This window comes from Cellulomonas pakistanensis, from assembly GCF_016862755.1.
In the GTDB taxonomy this organism is placed as follows: domain Bacteria; phylum Actinomycetota; class Actinomycetes; order Actinomycetales; family Cellulomonadaceae; genus Cellulomonas; species Cellulomonas pakistanensis.
Map to the genome: position 1 here is coordinate 56,669 of NZ_BONO01000008.1, position 16,138 is coordinate 72,806.

General features: G+C 72.7%; 14 protein-coding genes. 9 read left to right on the plus strand and 5 right to left on the minus strand.

Annotated elements, in window-relative coordinates; all coding sequences use genetic code 11:
• The first annotated feature begins 341 nt into the window (after window positions 1–341).
• The 3 genes from chvE (at window position 342) to mmsB (ending at window position 4,309) form a co-directional block, all read left to right on the plus strand.
• Window positions 342–1,487: a multiple monosaccharide ABC transporter substrate-binding protein gene (gene chvE, locus Cpa01nite_RS06970; RefSeq protein ID WP_203668025.1), complete on the plus strand. Its 1,146-nt coding sequence runs from the start codon at window positions 342–344 to the stop codon at window positions 1,485–1,487.
• A gap of 105 nt (window positions 1,488–1,592) precedes the next feature.
• Window positions 1,593–3,131: a multiple monosaccharide ABC transporter ATP-binding protein gene (gene mmsA / locus Cpa01nite_RS06975; protein WP_203668026.1), complete on the plus strand. Its 1,539-nt coding sequence runs from the start codon at window positions 1,593–1,595 to the stop codon at window positions 3,129–3,131.
• Window positions 3,128–4,309, plus strand: a complete 1,182-nt coding sequence (mmsB, locus tag Cpa01nite_RS06980) for a multiple monosaccharide ABC transporter permease (protein ID WP_203668027.1) — start codon at window positions 3,128–3,130, stop codon at window positions 4,307–4,309. Before mmsA ends, mmsB begins: the two co-directional genes overlap by 4 nt.
• A gap of 165 nt (window positions 4,310–4,474) precedes the next feature.
• Here mmsB and Cpa01nite_RS06985 read toward each other — a convergent pair whose 3' ends face one another.
• The 5 genes from Cpa01nite_RS06985 to Cpa01nite_RS07005 all read right to left on the minus strand — a co-directional run bounded on the left by Cpa01nite_RS06985 (window position 4,475) and on the right by Cpa01nite_RS07005 (window position 10,323).
• On the minus strand, window positions 4,475–5,503 hold the full coding sequence (locus Cpa01nite_RS06985) for a magnesium and cobalt transport protein CorA (protein WP_203668028.1): 1,029 nt from the start codon (window positions 5,501–5,503) through the stop codon (window positions 4,475–4,477).
• A gap of 56 nt (window positions 5,504–5,559) precedes the next feature.
• Complete coding sequence (locus Cpa01nite_RS06990; protein WP_239068598.1) at window positions 5,560–6,831, minus strand: PP2C family protein-serine/threonine phosphatase; 1,272 nt, start codon at window positions 6,829–6,831, stop codon at window positions 5,560–5,562.
• Window positions 6,832–6,973: 142 nt separating this feature from the next.
• Window positions 6,974–8,188, minus strand: coding sequence for an ROK family protein (locus tag Cpa01nite_RS06995; protein WP_239068599.1), 1,215 nt, complete (start codon window positions 8,186–8,188; stop codon window positions 6,974–6,976).
• A gap of 10 nt (window positions 8,189–8,198) precedes the next feature.
• The gene (locus Cpa01nite_RS07000; RefSeq protein WP_239068609.1) at window positions 8,199–8,834 is read right to left on the minus strand and encodes a potassium channel family protein; all 636 of its coding nucleotides are present in this window, start codon (window positions 8,832–8,834) and stop codon (window positions 8,199–8,201) included.
• A 112-nt stretch (window positions 8,835–8,946) separates the two neighbouring features.
• Entirely contained in the window at window positions 8,947–10,323 is a 1,377-nt protein-coding gene (locus Cpa01nite_RS07005; protein ID WP_203668029.1) for a TrkH family potassium uptake protein, read from the minus strand.
• Window positions 10,324–10,490: 167 nt separating this feature from the next.
• Between Cpa01nite_RS07005 and Cpa01nite_RS07010 the strand changes: the two genes are divergently transcribed.
• From Cpa01nite_RS07010 to Cpa01nite_RS07035, 6 genes are all read left to right on the plus strand, one after another.
• Window positions 10,491–11,672: an acetoin utilization protein AcuC gene (locus Cpa01nite_RS07010; protein ID WP_203668030.1), complete on the plus strand. Its 1,182-nt coding sequence runs from the start codon at window positions 10,491–10,493 to the stop codon at window positions 11,670–11,672.
• A gap of 271 nt (window positions 11,673–11,943) precedes the next feature.
• A complete protein-coding gene (locus Cpa01nite_RS07015) occupies window positions 11,944–12,192 on the plus strand; it encodes a helix-turn-helix domain-containing protein (protein ID WP_203668031.1) in 249 nt (82 codons plus the stop codon).
• A 170-nt stretch (window positions 12,193–12,362) separates the two neighbouring features.
• Window positions 12,363–12,461, plus strand: a complete 99-nt coding sequence (locus Cpa01nite_RS07020; RefSeq protein ID WP_003792170.1) for a 30S ribosomal protein bS22 — start codon at window positions 12,363–12,365, stop codon at window positions 12,459–12,461.
• A gap of 452 nt (window positions 12,462–12,913) precedes the next feature.
• Complete coding sequence (locus tag Cpa01nite_RS07025) at window positions 12,914–14,206, plus strand: extracellular solute-binding protein (protein ID WP_203668032.1); 1,293 nt, start codon at window positions 12,914–12,916, stop codon at window positions 14,204–14,206.
• Window positions 14,207–14,222: 16 nt separating this feature from the next.
• The gene (locus tag Cpa01nite_RS07030; protein WP_203668033.1) at window positions 14,223–15,194 is read left to right on the plus strand and encodes a carbohydrate ABC transporter permease; all 972 of its coding nucleotides are present in this window, start codon (window positions 14,223–14,225) and stop codon (window positions 15,192–15,194) included.
• Window positions 15,184–16,110 carry a carbohydrate ABC transporter permease gene (locus tag Cpa01nite_RS07035; protein WP_239068600.1) on the plus strand — a complete coding sequence of 309 codons (927 nt, stop codon included), beginning with the start codon at window positions 15,184–15,186 and terminating at the stop codon, window positions 16,108–16,110. The genes Cpa01nite_RS07030 and Cpa01nite_RS07035 overlap by 11 nt, the downstream gene beginning before the upstream one ends.
• Window positions 16,111–16,138 lie beyond the last annotated feature (28 nt).

Genomic DNA, 16,138 nt, shown 5'->3' on the forward strand with positions numbered 1-16,138 from the left:
GCGCTCACCCGATCGGCGTTCTGACTTCGCGCACCGAACCCAAGGCGATGCGCCGGGCGGGTGAACCGGGTGCCCCCGTAGGCGCGCGCGGTCGGCGGAAAAGTCCGCCTGACCTGCGACGTCGTACGGTTCCCGGCGGTGGCAGCGGACCGTTACCCATCTGCAACCTGGCGGCCGATCCTTTGGCTTGACTTCTTGAAGTCAAGGCCGCGACAGTATGCAGGTGCTCGCCGGCGGTGGGGGATGAACCCCGGCCGCGCGGCGCAGGGCAGGACGGGCGACGGTGCGACTCCGCGCCCCAGACGACGAGGTCAGCAAACCCTCTCGAGGAGGAGAAGGACATGAAGAGCATCCGGTTCGTCGCGCTCGGCGGCGTGCTCGCGCTCGGCCTGGCGGCGTGCTCCGGCGGCGGCGCCGGCAGCGGCGGCGCCGAGGGCGGCACCGACGCGGAGCCCAGCGACCTCACGATCGGCGTCGCGATGCCGACGGAGACCTCCGAGCGGTGGATCGCCGACGGCGACGCCGTGAAGAGCCAGCTGGAGGAGGCGGGCTACACGGTCGACCTGCAGTACGCGGCCGACGACATCCCGACGCAGGCGCAGCAGATCGACCAGATGATCACGAAGGGCGCCGACCTCCTGATCGTCGCCTCGATCGACGGCACGGCGCTCGCGAACCAGCTGCAGGCCGCGGCCGACCAGGGCATCCCGGTCATCGCCTACGACCGCCTGATCCGCGACACCGAGAACGTCGACTTCTACGTCACGTTCGACAACTACAACGTCGGCGTCCAGCAGGCCACCTCGCTGCTCGTCGGCCTGGGCATCCTCGACGCCGAGGGCAACGAGGCCGGCGCCACCGGCCCGTTCAACATCGAGCTGTTCGCCGGCTCGCTGGACGACAACAACGCGCACTTCTTCTTCCAGGGCGCGATGGACACGCTGCAGCCGTACATCGACAACGGCACGCTCGTCGTGAAGTCGGGCCAGACCGAGATCGAGCAGGTCGCGACCCTGCGCTGGCTGCAGGAGACCGCCCAGAAGCGCATGGAGGACCTGCTGACCTCCACGTACGCGGGCGGCGACAAGGTCGACGGCGTGCTGTCCCCCTACGACGGCATCTCCCGCGGCATCATCACCGCGCTGCAGAACGCCGGCTACGGCGACAGCATCGAGGCCGGCCTGCCGATCGTGACCGGCCAGGACGCCGAGATCGCCTCCGTCAAGCTCATCAACGACGGCGTGCAGTTCTCGACGATCTTCAAGGACACCCGCAAGCTCGCCGAGCAGGCGGTCGTCTCGGCCCAGGCGTTCCTGGACGGCGAGGAGCCCGAGGCCAACAACACGGAGGACTACGACAACGGCGTGAAGGTCGTCCCGTCGTACCTGCTGGAGTCGGACATCGTCTACGCCGACAACATCCAGTCCCTCCTGATCGACTCGGGCTACTGGACCGAGGAGGAGGTCGCGGCCGGCCAGGCCGACTGACCCCCAGCGTGACCCGACGCGGGCCGGCCGGCACGACATCCGTGCCGGCCGGTCCCGCGGCGACGTGTTCCATCGCCCGACACGACTGAGGACGGTCGAGGCCGCATGAGCGACCACATCCTGGAAATGCACTCCATCACCAAGACCTTTCCCGGGGTCAAGGCGCTGCAGGACGTCAACCTGAACGTCAAGCGCGGGGAGATCCACGCGATCTGCGGGGAGAACGGGGCCGGCAAGTCCACCCTCATGAAGGTGCTGTCGGGCGTGTACCCGCACGGCACCTACGAGGGGGAGATCCGCTTCGACGGGGAGACGGTCGAGTTCGGCTCGATCAACGACTCCGAGGAGAAGGGGATCGTGATCATCCACCAGGAGCTTGCTCTGGTGCCCTACCTCTCGGTCGCGGAGAACATCTTCCTCGGCAACGAGCGGTCGCACCGCGGCCTCGTCGACTGGAACAAGGCGAACTCCGAGGCGGCCGTGCTGCTCGCGCGGGTCGGCCTGGACGAGAACCCCACCACCCCGATCGGCCAGCTGGGCGTCGGCAAGCAGCAGCTCGTGGAGATCGCCAAGGCGCTCTCCAAGAAGGTGAAGCTGCTCATCCTCGACGAGCCCACCGCGGCGCTCAACGACTCGGACTCCGAGCACCTGCTCAACCTGCTGCGGCACCTGCAGGGCCAGGGCATCACCTCGATCATGATCTCGCACAAGCTCAACGAGATCGCCGACATCGCGAACTCCACGACGATCATCCGCGACGGCAGGACGATCGAGACCCTCGACATGGTCGCCGACAACGTCACCCAGGACCGGATCATCAAGGGCATGGTCGGCCGGGACCTCGAGCACCGGTACCCCGAGCACGTCTCGCACATCGGCGAGGAGGTGTTCCGCGTCGAGGACTGGCACGTCGAGCACCCCACGCAGCCGGGCCGCGTGGTCGTCGACGGCGCGTCGTTCAGCGTCCGCGCCGGCGAGATCGTCGGCATCGCGGGCCTCATGGGCGCCGGTCGCACCGAGCTGGCCATGAGCGTGTTCGGCCGCTCGTACGGCCGCAACATCACGGGCAAGGTCTTCCTGCACGGCAAGGAGATCAAGACCCGCTCGGTCACCGAGGCGATCGACCACGGTCTCGCCTACGCGACCGAGGACCGCAAGACCTACGGCCTCAACCTCATCGAGGACATCCGCCGCAACATCTCCGCGGCCGGGCTCGGCAAGCTGTCGAAGGCCGGCTGGGTCAACGGCAACGAGGAGATCAAGGTCGCCGAGGAGTACCGGCGGTCGATGAACATCAAGTCGCCGACCGTCATGGCGCTGACCGGCAAGCTGTCCGGCGGCAACCAGCAGAAGGTCGTGCTGTCCAAGTGGATCTACACGGACCCCGAGGTCCTGATCCTGGACGAGCCGACCCGCGGCATCGACGTCGGTGCCAAGTACGAGATCTACACGATCATCAACAAGCTCGCGGACGCGGGGAAGGCCGTCGTGGTCATCTCCTCCGAGCTGCCCGAGCTCCTGGGCATCTGCGACCGCATCTACACCCTCGCGTTCGGTCGGATGACCGGCGTGCAGGAGCGTGCGGTCGCCACCCCGGAGAGCCTCATGGAGCTCATGACGAAGGAAAAGGAAACGGTTCGATGACGGCTGTGGAAGGCCTGCGGGACATCTTCACGAAGAACCTGCGGACGAGTGGCATCTACATCGCGTTCGTGGTGATCATCGCGCTCTTCGCGGTCCTCACGGACGGCGTGCTGCTCGCCCCGGGCAACATCACGAACATCGTCCTGCAGTACTCGTACATCCTGATCCTCGCCATCGGCATGGTGATCGTGATCATCGGCGGCCACATCGACCTGTCGGTGGGCTCCGTGGTCGCGCTGACGGGCGCCGTCTCCGCGATCCTGGTCATCAAGAACGGCCAGCCGTGGTGGGTCGGCATCCTCGCCGCCCTCGTCGTCGGCCTCCTGGTCGGCGCCTGGCAGGGCTTCTGGGTCGCGTACGTCGGCATCCCGGCGTTCATCGTCACCCTGGCCGGCATGCTCCTGTTCCGCGGCCTCACCTACGAGGTGCTGAACAACATCTCGCTGTCGCCGTTCCCGCGCGACTACCAGCAGGTGGCGGGCGGCTTCCTCAACGGGCTGCTCGGTGGCCCCGGGTACGACGTCTTCACGCTCGTCATCGCCGCGATCGCCGTGGTGGGGTTCGCGTTCTCCTCCTGGCGCTCCCGGATGGGCCGCGTCCGCTACCAGCAGGCCGTCGAGGCGCTGCCGCTGTTCATCGCCAAGATCGTCCTCGTCGCGGTCGTCGTCATGGCGTTCGCCTGGCAGCTGGCGCACTCCCGCGGCCTGCCGATCGTGCTGATCATCCTCGCGGTGCTGATCCTCACCTACAACACCGTCACCAACCGCACGGTGTTCGGCCGCCACGTCTACGCGATCGGTGGCAACCTCAACGCCGCCCAGCTGTCCGGCGTGAAGGTCAAGCAGGTCAACTTCTGGATCTTCGTCAACATGGGCTTCCTCGCCGGTGTCGCGGGCGCGATCTACTCGTCCCGCTCCAACGGCGCCCAGCCCGGCGCGGGCAACATGTTCGAGCTCGACGCCATCGCCGCCTGCTTCATCGGCGGCGCCTCGACGACCGGTGGTGTCGGCCGCGTGACCGGCGCCATGGTCGGTGGCCTGATCATGGCCGTGATGTCCAACGGCATGCAGCTCATGGGCGTGCCGCAGTCGACCCAGCAGATCGTCAAGGGCCTCGTGCTCCTGCTGGCCGTCGCGTTCGACATCTACAACAAGCGCCGGGCGGGCGCCGCCCGCTGACCTCGGGCGCATCGCACGGCCGGTGAGGGCCGGGACGCGGGGGAGACCCCGGGTCCCGGCCCTCGCTGCGTGCCGGGGCGTCCCGCGAGGACGAGTGGAAGATCCGGCCCGACACGCCCCGGCGTGTCCGGCCGGATCGTCCACTCGTCGCCGGTCGGCGGCGGGTCAGAGCCAGCCGTTGCGGCGGAACGCGCGGTGCAGCGCCACGCAGGCGCCCGCGATGACCGCGAGCACCACGAAGTACCCGTACCGCGTCCCGAGCTCCGGCATGTGCTCGAAGTTCATGCCGTAGACGCCGGCGATCGCGGTCGGCACGAGGGCGATGGCCGCCCAGGCCGAGATCTTCCGCATGTCCTCGTTCTGCCGCAGCGCGACCCGGCTCTGCCCGGTCGTGACCCTCGCGGTGTTGGCCTGCAGCACGTCGGTGAGCTGGCGGTCGACGACCTCGATCTGGTCGACGGCCCGCAGCAGGTGGTCGTGGACGTCGCGGAAGTACGGCTCGGCCGCGGCGGGCACGTGCGGCACCTCGCCGGCGGCCAGCCGCTCGAGCGGGCGCTGCAGCGGCAGCATGGCCCGGCGGAACTCCGCGACCTCCTGCTTGAGCTTGTAGATCCGCTCGGAGTGGTCGTCGTCGCCGGGTCCGAACACCAGCCGCTCGATGTCGTCGACGTCCAGGTCGATGTGCCCGAGCGCGACCTCGTAGGCGTCCACGACCCGGTCGGCGGTGCGGTACAGGACGCCCGCGGGCCCGAAGTCCTCCTCGGCCGGCACGCCCGCGTCGAGCTCCGCGCGGACCTGGCGCAGCACGCCGCCCTCGCCGTGCCGGACGGACACGACCGCCTGCGGGCGGAGGAACATCGCGATCTCGGTGATCTCGACGACCTCCACGTGGTCGACGTACCGCACGGGCTTGAGCACGGCGAACACGACGTCGTCGTACACCTCGAGCTTGGGCCGCTGGTGGGCGTGCACGGCGTCCTCGACGGCCAGCGACGGCAGCGCGAACTCCTGCGCCACCTCGGCGATGTCCGCGTCGGTGGGCTCGCGCAGGCCGACCCAGACGTAGCCGTCGGTGGCGTCGGCCGCGTGCGCGGCCTCCCGCAGCGGGACCCGTCCGGGCACCCGCTCGCCCGCGGTGTAGAGGCCGCAGTCGCCGATCACGGCGTCGGCCCCGGTGCGCTGCACGTCCGTCACGCCCTCACGATAGGTCCGCGGGGTCCGAGCGGCCGCGCGGCACCCGGGGCGGCGGCTCAGGCCGAGCGGCGCAGCGCCACGACCGTCACGTCGTCGGGCCGGGCGTCGCTCACGGCCGCCAGGCGCAGCACCCGCTGCACGGCCTCGTCCGCGCTCGGGCAGTCGAGCAGCTCGCCGACGAGCAGCGGCACGCACCGCAGCGACCCGTCGAACAGGTCGAGCACCCCGTCGCTGAACGTCAGCAGCAGGTCGCCGGGCCCCAGGTGCGTCTCGCCGAGGGCGCGGACCGACTCGTCGGTCACGCCCAGCGGCAGGTCCAGGGCGTCGAGCCGCTGCCACGTGCCGTCGGCCCGCACGACCAGCGTCAGGCCGTGGCCGGCGTCGGCGTACGTGACGCGGCCGGTCGTGGCCTCGAGGCGCGCGTGGAACGCGGTCGCGAACAGCCCGGCGCCCGAGAGGTCGGCGTGCAGCACGGCGCCCGCCTGGAGCATCGCGCGGTCCACCGGCTCGCCCTGCGCCGACCCGCGGAGCACGGCGCGCACGGCGGCGGCGAGGATGGCGGCGGCGGGACCCTTGCCCATGACGTCGGCGAGCGTGACCACCACCCCGTCGTCGGAGGGGTACCAGTCGTAGAAGTCGCCGCCGACCTGCGAGCTCGGCAGGCAGGCGCCGGCGAGCTCGTAGCCGTCGACCACGGGGGTGTCGCGCGGCAGCAGGCCCATCTGGACCTCCTGCGCCCGGTCCAGCTCGGCGTCGACGCTGAGCTCCTTGGCGACCCAGTGGGCGAGGTCCGCGAGCAGGGCGGACTGGTCGGCGGTGAACCGGCGCGGGCGGGTGTCCGCGATGCACAGCGTGCCGAGCAGGCGGCCGTCCGCCCCGACCAGCGGGTGCTCCGCGTAGAACCGCAGGCGCGCGCCGGGTCCGCGGTCCTCGAGCACCGCGGCGCCGTCGGGGACGGGCGCCGCGGCCGGCGTGCCGGCGACCTCGGCGGGCGCGGCGGGCAGCGGGGCGGGCTCGCCCGCGCCGATGAGGGAGACGGTGGCGGTGGGCACGTCGAACAGCTGCCGGGCCAGGCGCACCACGCGGTCGAACCGGGGCTCGGTGGCGCCGGTGACGGTGCCGAGGCGCTCCAGCGCGGCGAGCCGCTGCGCGAGGCTGCGGGCCGCCGGGGCGGAGGCGTCGAGGGGCGCGGTGACGACGGTCGGTGCGGGGCCGTCCGCGGGGCCGAGGTCGGCGAGCGGGGCGACGGGCGCGGGCACCGGGGCGTCCGCCGGGCCCGCGGGCTCGCGCGGGGCCGGCACCGCCGGGGTGGTCACGCGTGTCGGCACCGGTCACCTCCTGACGTGTGCGCGTCGATCCTGTCCCCCGGTACATCGGCATCTCCGGCCGCGGGATGAGCCCGGCGGTGGTGTGGCGGCGCACTCACACGGGACGCACAGCCGGGCCGGGGCGACGCGCGCGGCCGGGCCGTCAGCCCGCGGCGCCCGCCAGCACCGCGTCCCGGGCCAGCAGCAGCGCCCCCCGGGCCGGTGCCCCCGCCCCGAGCCGCCCCGCCACGACGTCGACCACCGCGCCCGCCGTCACGGCCGTGCGCTCGGCGAGCACCTCGCGCAGCGGGTCCAGCAGCACGTCGCCCGCCGCGGCCAGCGCGCCGCCGACCACGAGCACGTCGGGGTCGAGCACGGTGCACACCGACGCCAGCGCGGTGCCGAGGTGCCGGCCGACGTCGGACAGCACCCGCCGGCAGCCCGGGTCACCGGCCGCGGCCAGTGCGAGCAGCTCCGGGACGGTCAGCGGCCCGTGGCTCGCGGCCAGCAGCTCGAGGACGGCGGACGCCCCGGCGAGCACCTGGAGGCACCCGCGGTTGCCGCAGGTGCACACGGGCCCGTCCGGGTCGATCGTCAGGTGGCCGAGCTCGCCGGCGGTGCCGGTGCGGCCGTGCACGACGTCGCCGGCGACGACGATCCCGCCGGACACGCCCTCGCCGAGCGCCACGTGCACCACGGTCCGCCGCCCGCGCCCCGCGCCCACCCGGGCCTCCGCGAGGGCGCCGAGGTTGCCGTCGTTGTCGAACAGCACCGGGACGCCCGGCGCGGGCGCGAGCAGCGCGGGCGCCGCGACCATGCCGCCCCAGCCCGCGCGCACGCCGGCGCCCGCGACCCGGCCGGTCCGCACCTCGACCGGGGCGGGCACGCCGACGCCCACCGCCGCGACCGCGGCCGGGTCGGTGCCCGAGTCCCGCAGGACCCGGTCTAGCAGCGCCCGCGCCGCGCGCACGGCGTGCTCGGCCCGCTGGCCCGCGCCGGGACCCCCGGGCAGCGGGACGACCGCCTCGACCGGCTCGCCGTCGCCGCGGTCGAGGACCACGCGGACCTCGTCCAGGTAGCAGTGCACGCCGACCAGGGCGCCGCCGTGCGCGAGCTGGACCCGGGTGGCGCGCCGGCCCGACCGCGTCGTCGCCGACACCCGCACCAGCCCCTCGGCGGCGAGCGCCGCGACGGCGGCCGACACGGTCGCGGGCGCGAGCCCGGTCGCCCGGCACAGCTCGACCTGGGTGAGGCCGTCCTCGCGCCGCAGCGCGGCGAGCAGCAGGCCGCGGCTGTCCCGCGGGGCGGCGTCGGGGCGCGTCCCGCGGCGGGCGGGCACCGGCGCCGACCGGACCTCGGGGTCCGCGGGGGAGGTCACGGGCGCGCGCTCACGGGCGGGCGGCGAACCGCTCGAGCAGCTCCGCGTGGCCCGAGACGATCAGCAGGTCGTTCGCCGCGATCCGCGTCTCCGGGGTCGCGTACACGAAGTCGATCCCCGGGCTCTTCACGCCGATGACGGTCACGCCGTACCGCTCGCGGATCTTCGACTGCCCGATCGTGAAGCCCTGCGTCTCGCGCGGCGGCTTCATCTTGACGATCGTGAACCCGTCCTCGACCTCGATGTAGTCGAGCATCTTCCCGGACACCAGGTGCGCGACGCGGGACCCCGCGTCCGCCTCCGGCAGCACCACGTGGTGGGCGCCGATGCGCTGCAGGATGCGCGCGTGCTCGTTGCTGATCGCCTTCGCCCAGATCTGCGGCGTGCCCATGTCGACCAGGTTGCCGGTGATGAGCACGGACGCCTCGAGGTAGGACCCGACACCGACCACCGCGACGGAGAAGTCCCGCGCGCCGACCTGCTCGAGCGCCTCGGGGTTGGTGGCGTCCGCCTCGACGAGGGGGATCCGGCCGCTCCACTGCGCCACCAGGTCGGGGTCCCGCTCGACGGCGAGCACGTCCTGGCCGAGCCGGTCCAGGGTCGCGGCGATCGCCGAGCCGAACCGGCCGAGGCCGACCACGAGGATGCCGGCCTCGCGCTTCGGGCCCTTGGCGCGGGGGCCGTCCGGGCGCCGGCCCCGGTCCCGGCGGTCGTCGTCCGCGAGCGGTCCCAGGCCGGTCGCGCCGGTGCGGGTCAGGTCATCCAATGATCGGCCTCTCCTCGGGGAACCGGACGACGCGACGACGGCTGCGCAGCGCGAGCGCCGCGGCGAGCGTCATCGTGCCGGTCCGGCCGATGAACATCAGGACGGCGAGCACGTACTTGCCGGCGTCGGGCAGGTCGTCCGTGATCCCGGTGGACAGCCCCACCGTGGCGAACGCCGAGATCACCTCGAACAGGATCACGTCCAGGGTCAGCCCGGTGATCGCCAGCAGCAGCAGGCAGGCCACCAGGACGATCGTCGCACTCACGAGCGAGACCGCGATCGCGACCTGCAGCGCCTCGCGCGGGATCCGCCGGCCGAACGCCTCGACGTCGCGGTCGCCCCGGGCCTCCGCGACGATGGCGAGCAGCATCACGGCGAGCGTCGTGACCTTGATGCCGCCCGCGGTCGACGCCGAGCCGCCGCCGACGAACATGAGCGCGTCGTTGAGCAGCCAGGTGCCCTCGTGCATCTCGCCGACATCCACCGTCGAGAACCCGCCCGACCGCGGCATGACGCCCGCGAACAGCGCGGCGAGGATCGTCTCGTTCCAGCCGATCCCGCCGAGGGTGCGCGGGTTCGTCCACTCGAAGGCCGCCACGACCACCGAGCCGAACAGCACCAGCGCGGCGCTGGTCACGACGGTCAGCTTGGAGTGCAGGCTCCACCGCCGCGGCCGCCGCCAGGTGCGCGCGATGTTGAGGATGACCGGGAAGCCCAGCGAGCCGATGAACACGCCGACGATGATGGGCATCAGCACCCACCAGTCGGCGGCGTAGGGCGTCAGGCCCTCCTCGGTCGGGATGAACCCGGCGTTGTTGAACGCCGAGACCGCGTAGAACACCCCGTGCCAGACGGCCTCGCCCCAGGAGTCGCCCAGCATCCGCAGCCGGGGGATCAGCACCAGCGCGATCGCGACCTCGAGCACGACCGACGTGACGATGACGGTCCGGACCAGGGAGCCGACCTCGCCGAGCCGGGTCGTCTTGGTCTCCGAGGAGACCAGCAGCTTCTGGGTCAGGCCGATCCGCCGGGACACCGCCAGGCCGAGGATGGAGGCCAGGGTCATCACGCCCAGGCCGCCGATCTGGATCCCGACGAGGATCGCCACTTGCCCGGCGGTGGACCAGTAGGTGCCGGTGTCGACGGTGACCAGGCCGGTGACGCACACGGCGGACACCGCGGTGAAGAACGCGTCCACGAACGGCGCCCGCTCGCCGGACGCCGTGGCCCACGGCATCGACAGCAGCGCGGTGAACACGGCGATCACCGCGGCGAACACGCCGATCGCCAGCCGCGCGGGGGACTGGCGGGCCAGCCGGTCGACGAGCTCGCGCCCGGACCAGACCACCCCGGGGAGACCCCCTGCCATCCGTACTCCTGCCGTGCACCCTGGTCCGTCGCGGGGCGGGTCGCCGCCGCGTGCGCCCGCGCGGCGCGTGCCGGCGTGGGGCTGCGCGCGCGAGCGGGGGCACCACTGTGGCACGGGTCCGGCGGGCGCGTGCCGACGGCGCCCGGGGGAGCGGCTACGGTGTCGTCATGACGGCCCGGGTGCACGTGGTGTGGACGCCCGAGCTGCTCGACTACGACTTCGGCCCCGGCCACCCGATGGCGCCGCTCCGGCTCGACCTGACTGTGCGGCTCGCGCAGTCGCTCGGGCTGCTGGACCTGCCCGGCGTGCGGGTCGTCGGCCCGGCGCCGGCCACCGACGCGCAGCTCGAGACGGCGCACGAGCCGGCCTACGTGGCGGCCGTGCGGGACGCGTCCGACGGCGGCCCCGGCGACCCCGCCCGCGGCATCGGCACCGAGGACGACCCGGTGTTCCCGCACATGCACGAGGCCGCTGCCCGCATCGTCGGCGGCAGCCGGGAGGCGGCGCTGGCGGTGTGGGCGGGGCGTGCCGAGCACGGGGTCAACCTCACCGGCGGGATGCACCACGCGATGCCCGGCGCGGCCTCCGGGTTCTGCGTGTACAACGACGCGGCCGTGGCGATCCGCGCGCTGCTCGCCGCGGGCGCCGAGCGGGTCGCGTACGTCGACGTCGACGCGCACCACGGCGACGGCGTGCAGCGCGCGTTCTGGGACGACCCCCGGGTGCTCACCGTCTCGGTGCACGAGAGCGGCGCGACCCTGTTCCCCGGCACCGGCTTCCCGGACGAGACCGGCGGCCCCGCCGCGCCCGGCACCGCCGTCAACCTCGCGCTGCCCTCGCACACCGGGGACGCCGCGTGGCTGCGCGCGGTCGACGCCGTCGTGCCGCCGGTGGTGCGGGCGTTCGCGCCGCAGGTGCTCGTCACCCAGCACGGCTGCGACACCCACGTCGAGGACCCGATCGCGGACCTCGACGTGTCGGTGGACGCCCAGCGCCTGGTGACCTCCTGGCTGCACGACCTGGCGCACGAGGTGTGCGAGGGCCGGTGGGTGGCCCTGGGCGGCGGCGGGTACGCGGTGGTCGACGTCGTGCCGCGCGCCTGGACGCACCTGCTCGGGATCGCGGCGCACGCGCCCGTCGACCCGGCCACCCGGATGCCGGCGGCGTGGGAGGCGCAGGTCGTCGAGCTGTACGGCCGCGAGGCGCCCGGCTCGATGTCCGACGGGGCCACGGCGGCGTGGCGGCCGTGGTCGGACGGCTTCGACCCGGCCGACGACGTGGACCGCGCCGTCCGCGCGACCCGCTCGGCGGCGTTCCCGCTCCTGGGCCTGGACCCCCTGCACGACTGACGCGCCGCGCCCGGCGCGCCGCCGCCGCGCCCCTGCGTCGCGCCCCGCGCCGTCCCGCCACCGCCGCGCCCGCGCGCGGTGCGCCGGGCCGCGCCGTGCGCGCCGGGAGGCGGCTGCGAGGGGCGTGCGAGACAGTGGATGCACCCCGGCGGGTGGTCCCACGCGCCTCCCCTTTCACAGCAGCCTCACCAGGCCCTAAGGTGTCGTCGCGGCACCTGTGTGCACCCAGTCCCGCGCACAGGTCGTGCGCGCACGAGCGAGAAGAGCGGCCATGACCAGCGAGCAGCCCCCGCGGGTGCGGTTCCTCACCGTCGCCGAGGTCGCGGAGGTCATGCGGGTCTCGAAGATGACCGTGTACCGGCTGCTGCACTCGGGCGAGATGCCCGCCGTGCGGGTCGGCCGCTCGTTCCGGGTGCCCCAGGACGCGCTCGACCACTACCTCGCGACCGCGCGCCTCGACCTCGAGGCCGAGCGCGAGCAGGACGAGGGCCCGTCGGCCGCCGGCCGGCTGTCGTCCTGACCCGTCCGGCCCCCGCCGCCGGTGCGTGCACCGGCGCGTCGCGGACGGCCTCGCCGATCGCGTAAGGTAGGGGCGGACTTTCCCGTGCGTGGGCGTTCGTCGTGCCGCGCGTCGATCGACCACGACCCGGCGGGGCGCTGCGAGCGCTCGCCACAGGAAGCGAGGACCCCATGGGCTCCGTCATCAAGAAGCGCCGCAAGCGCATGGCGAAGAAGAAGCACCGCAAGCTGCTGCGCAAGACGCGTCACCAGCGTCGCAACAAGAAGTGACGTCCGCCGCGCGAGCGGCGACGTGAGCGAAGGGCCCGGCACGCGAGTGCCGGGCCCTTCGTCGTCCCCGGGGGTCCCGGGCGTCGTCGTCCCCCGGGGGTCCCGGGCGTCGTCGTACCGGGGGGTCCCGGGCGTCGTCGTCCCCGGGGTCCCGGGCGTCGTGGTCCCGGAGGCACGTCCGGATGCGTCCAGGGTCGGTCCAGGGAGGTCCCAGCGGGTGGCGCGGGCCAGCAGGCGCGGCGTCGGCGGCGCAACGGCGCGCCGTGTTGCCACGTGGCACACCGGGGTGGATCGTCACCCCTTGACGGGGTTTGTCCCGTGCTGATTCACTCCGATCGGTTCTTCAACGATGAAAACCCACCGGTGCCGCGGGCACCGGCGGAGGCGGGAGGTCGAGGATGATCTCAGGAGCTCGCGGAGGCCCGGGGCGTGCGGCGTACAGCCGTCGGTCCGTGCTCCGGGGGGCCGTGGCGGGGGCGGGCGCCCTCGGGGCGGCGTGGGCGCTGAGCGGGTGCGGCGGCGATGCCGCGGCGGCGCCGGGCCAGACCCGGATCCAGCTGTGGCACCTGTTCACCGGCGGTGACGGCGGCATCTTCCAGGAGATGATGACCCAGGTGCAGGACGAGAACCCGGCGGTCGGGATCGACCCCGTGGTGCTCACCTGGGGGGCGCCGTACTACACCAAGCTGATCATGGCCTCGGTCGGCGGACGCGCGCCGGACCTGGCCGTCATGCACGCGACCCGGGTGGCCGGCTGGGTGCCGGGCGGCGTGCTGGACCCGTGGGACGTGGACCTGCTCGCCGAGCACGGCGTCACCCAGGAGATGATCCCGCCGGCCCTGTGGGAGCGGGCCACCATCGACGGGCAGCTGTGGGCCGTGCCGCTCGACTTCCACGCGTTCCTGCTGTTCTTCGACCGCGGGCTGGCCGACCAGGCCGGGCTGCTGGGTCCGGACGGGAAGCTGGTGGGCGTCGACTCGCCGGAGGGCTTCGTCGAGGCCGGCCGGGCCATGGCCGAGGTCACCGGGTACGCGGGTGTCGGCTACGGCTACACCGGCGACGGCGCGCAGATGTCCCGCATGCTCTGGGGCCTGTACGCGCAGACCGGCAACGAGGTCGTGCTGAACCCCGGGCAGCCCGCGGAGCTGGACCGCGACGCACTCGTGGAGTGCGTCAGCTGGGTGCAGTCGTGGATGGACGACACGGTGGCGATCGCGAACTCCGACTACCCGTCGGCGGTCGCCAACTTCTCCACCGGCCGCGTGGGCATGTGCTTCAACGGCAACTGGGAGCTGCAGTCGTTCCTCACGGCGGGCGTCGACGTGGACGCCATGCCGATGCCGAACATCTTCGGGACGCCCGCCACCTACGGCGACTCGCACGTGTTCGTGCTGCCGCACCAGGTGAACGTCGACCCGGCCCGCCGGGACGCGGCGTACGCGACCGTCGCGGCGATGCTGCAGAAGTCGCTGCTCTGGTCCGACGGCGGGCACATCCCCGCGAACCGCGAGGTCACCGAGTCGGCGGAGTACCAGGCCAAGGTGCCGCAGTCGCACTACGCGGAGGCGAGCGAGCAGGCCGTCTTCGACCCGCAGGCCTGGTTCACCGGCTCCGGGTCGGACTTCCAGGCGCGCGTCGGCGAGGCGCTCCAGGGCGCCTGGCTCGACAAGTCGTCCCCCGAGGCCGCCGTCGACCGGCTGATCGGCAGCCTCGACGCGGCCCTGCAGACCAAGCCGCCGGCGTGACGGAGGGATCGCAGCCATGAGCAGTGTCACCACACCGTCGCAGTCGCAGGTGGCGTCCGCGCCCCCGCGCACCCCCGACGTCCCGCGGACCCCGCGCCGCGGTCGCAGCCGCCGCGAGGGCAGCGGCTGGCCGTTCGTCATCCCGTTCGTCGTGATCGCGGTGCTGTTCCTCGTCGTCCCCACGCTCTGGGGGCTCGGGCTGAGCTTCACCGAGCAGTCGCTGATGGGCAACGGCGGCTGGGTCGGGTTCGACAACTACGCCGAGGCCTTCGGGGACGCCACCATGTGGTCGACCCTCGGCAACACCGTGATCTTCACGCTGATGAGCACGATCCCGCTGGTGCTCGTCGCGCTCGCGATGGCCCTGCTCGTCTACACCGGCCTGCCCGGGCAGTGGGTGTGGCGGCTCGCGTTCTTCGCGCCGTACATGCTGCCCGTCGCGGTCGTCGTGCAGATCTGGGTCTGGCTCTACCAGCCCGAGATCGGCTTCTTCAACTACTGGCTCGACCGGTTCGGCCTCGAGAAGGTCGGCTGGCTGACCGACCCCAACGTCGCGATGTGGTCGATGGCGCTGCTCACCCTGTGGTGGACCGTCGGCTTCAACTTCCTGCTGTACCTGTCGGCGCTGCAGGCCATCCCGGACCAGATGTACGAGGCGGCGGCGCTGGACGGCGCGGGCGCGTGGCGCCGGCTGTGGTCGATCACGCTGCCGCAGGTCCGCGCGACGACCGTGCTGGTCACGATCCTGCAGATCCTGGCGTCGCTGAAGGTGTTCGACCAGATGTTCATCGCGTTCAACGGCGGCAGCGGACCGAACGGCGTGACCCGGCCGATCCTGCAGTACATCTACGACACCGGCTTCACCGGCTACCGCATGGGCTACGCCTCGGCGATGTCCTACATCTACTTCGCGCTCATCATCGTGGTCGCCGTGGTGTTCCAGGTGCTGACCACCGCTCGCCGGAAGGAGCAGGGCCGTGGCCGCTGACACGATCGCCGCCCCCACGACGGGTGGGTTCCGCCGCACCTACACGGAGCGGCGCGAGGAGAACCGCCGCACCCGCAGCCTGGTCCTCGGCCGCAGCAAGGTCGCGACCGTGCTGTCGATCCTCCTGCTCGTGGTCATGGCCGTGAGCTGGCTGCTGCCGCTGCTGTGGGCGGTCGACACCTCGTTCAAGACCGAGGCGCAGGCGCAGTCGGTCCCGCTGCAGTGGTTCCCCGACGGCGGGTTCACGCTGGAGAACTACCGCTCGGTGTTCGAGCGCGGCGAGGTGCCGCGCTGGATGCTCAACACGCTGCTCATCGCGGGGTCGGTCACGATCCTCACGGTGGCGGCCTGCGCCCTGGCCGGCTACGGGTTCGCCCGCACCCGGTTCCGCGGCAAGAACCTGCTGTTCGCGGCGACCATCGCGCTCATCGCGGTCCCCGGCCAGATCCTCATCGTGCCGCTGTTCCGCCAGATGGAGGCCCTGGGCTTCGTCGACACCTACCAGGGCGTGATCCTGCCCCAACTGGTGGCGCCGGTGATGGTCTACATCTTCAGCAAGTTCTTCGCGGAGGTGCCGCAGGAGATCGAGGACGCGGCCCGGGTGGACGGGGCGGGTCACTGGCGGACCTTCTGGTCCATCGTGCTGCCGATCTCCCGGCCCATCGTGTCGGCGGTCGCGATCTTCGTGTTCATCGGCGCGTGGAACAACTTCCTGTGGCCGTTCATCGTCACCAACAACCCCGACCTGATGACGCTGCCCGTCGGCCTGTCGACGGTCAAGAACGCCTACGGCACGATCTACGCCCAGACCATGGCGTCGGCGGTGATCGCCGCCCTGCCGCTGATCCTGCTGTTCATGCTGTTCCAGCGGCAGATCGTCAAGGCCGTCGCGACCACCGGGCTGGGTGGCCGGTGACGGCACCCGTCCCGGACGCGTGACCCCC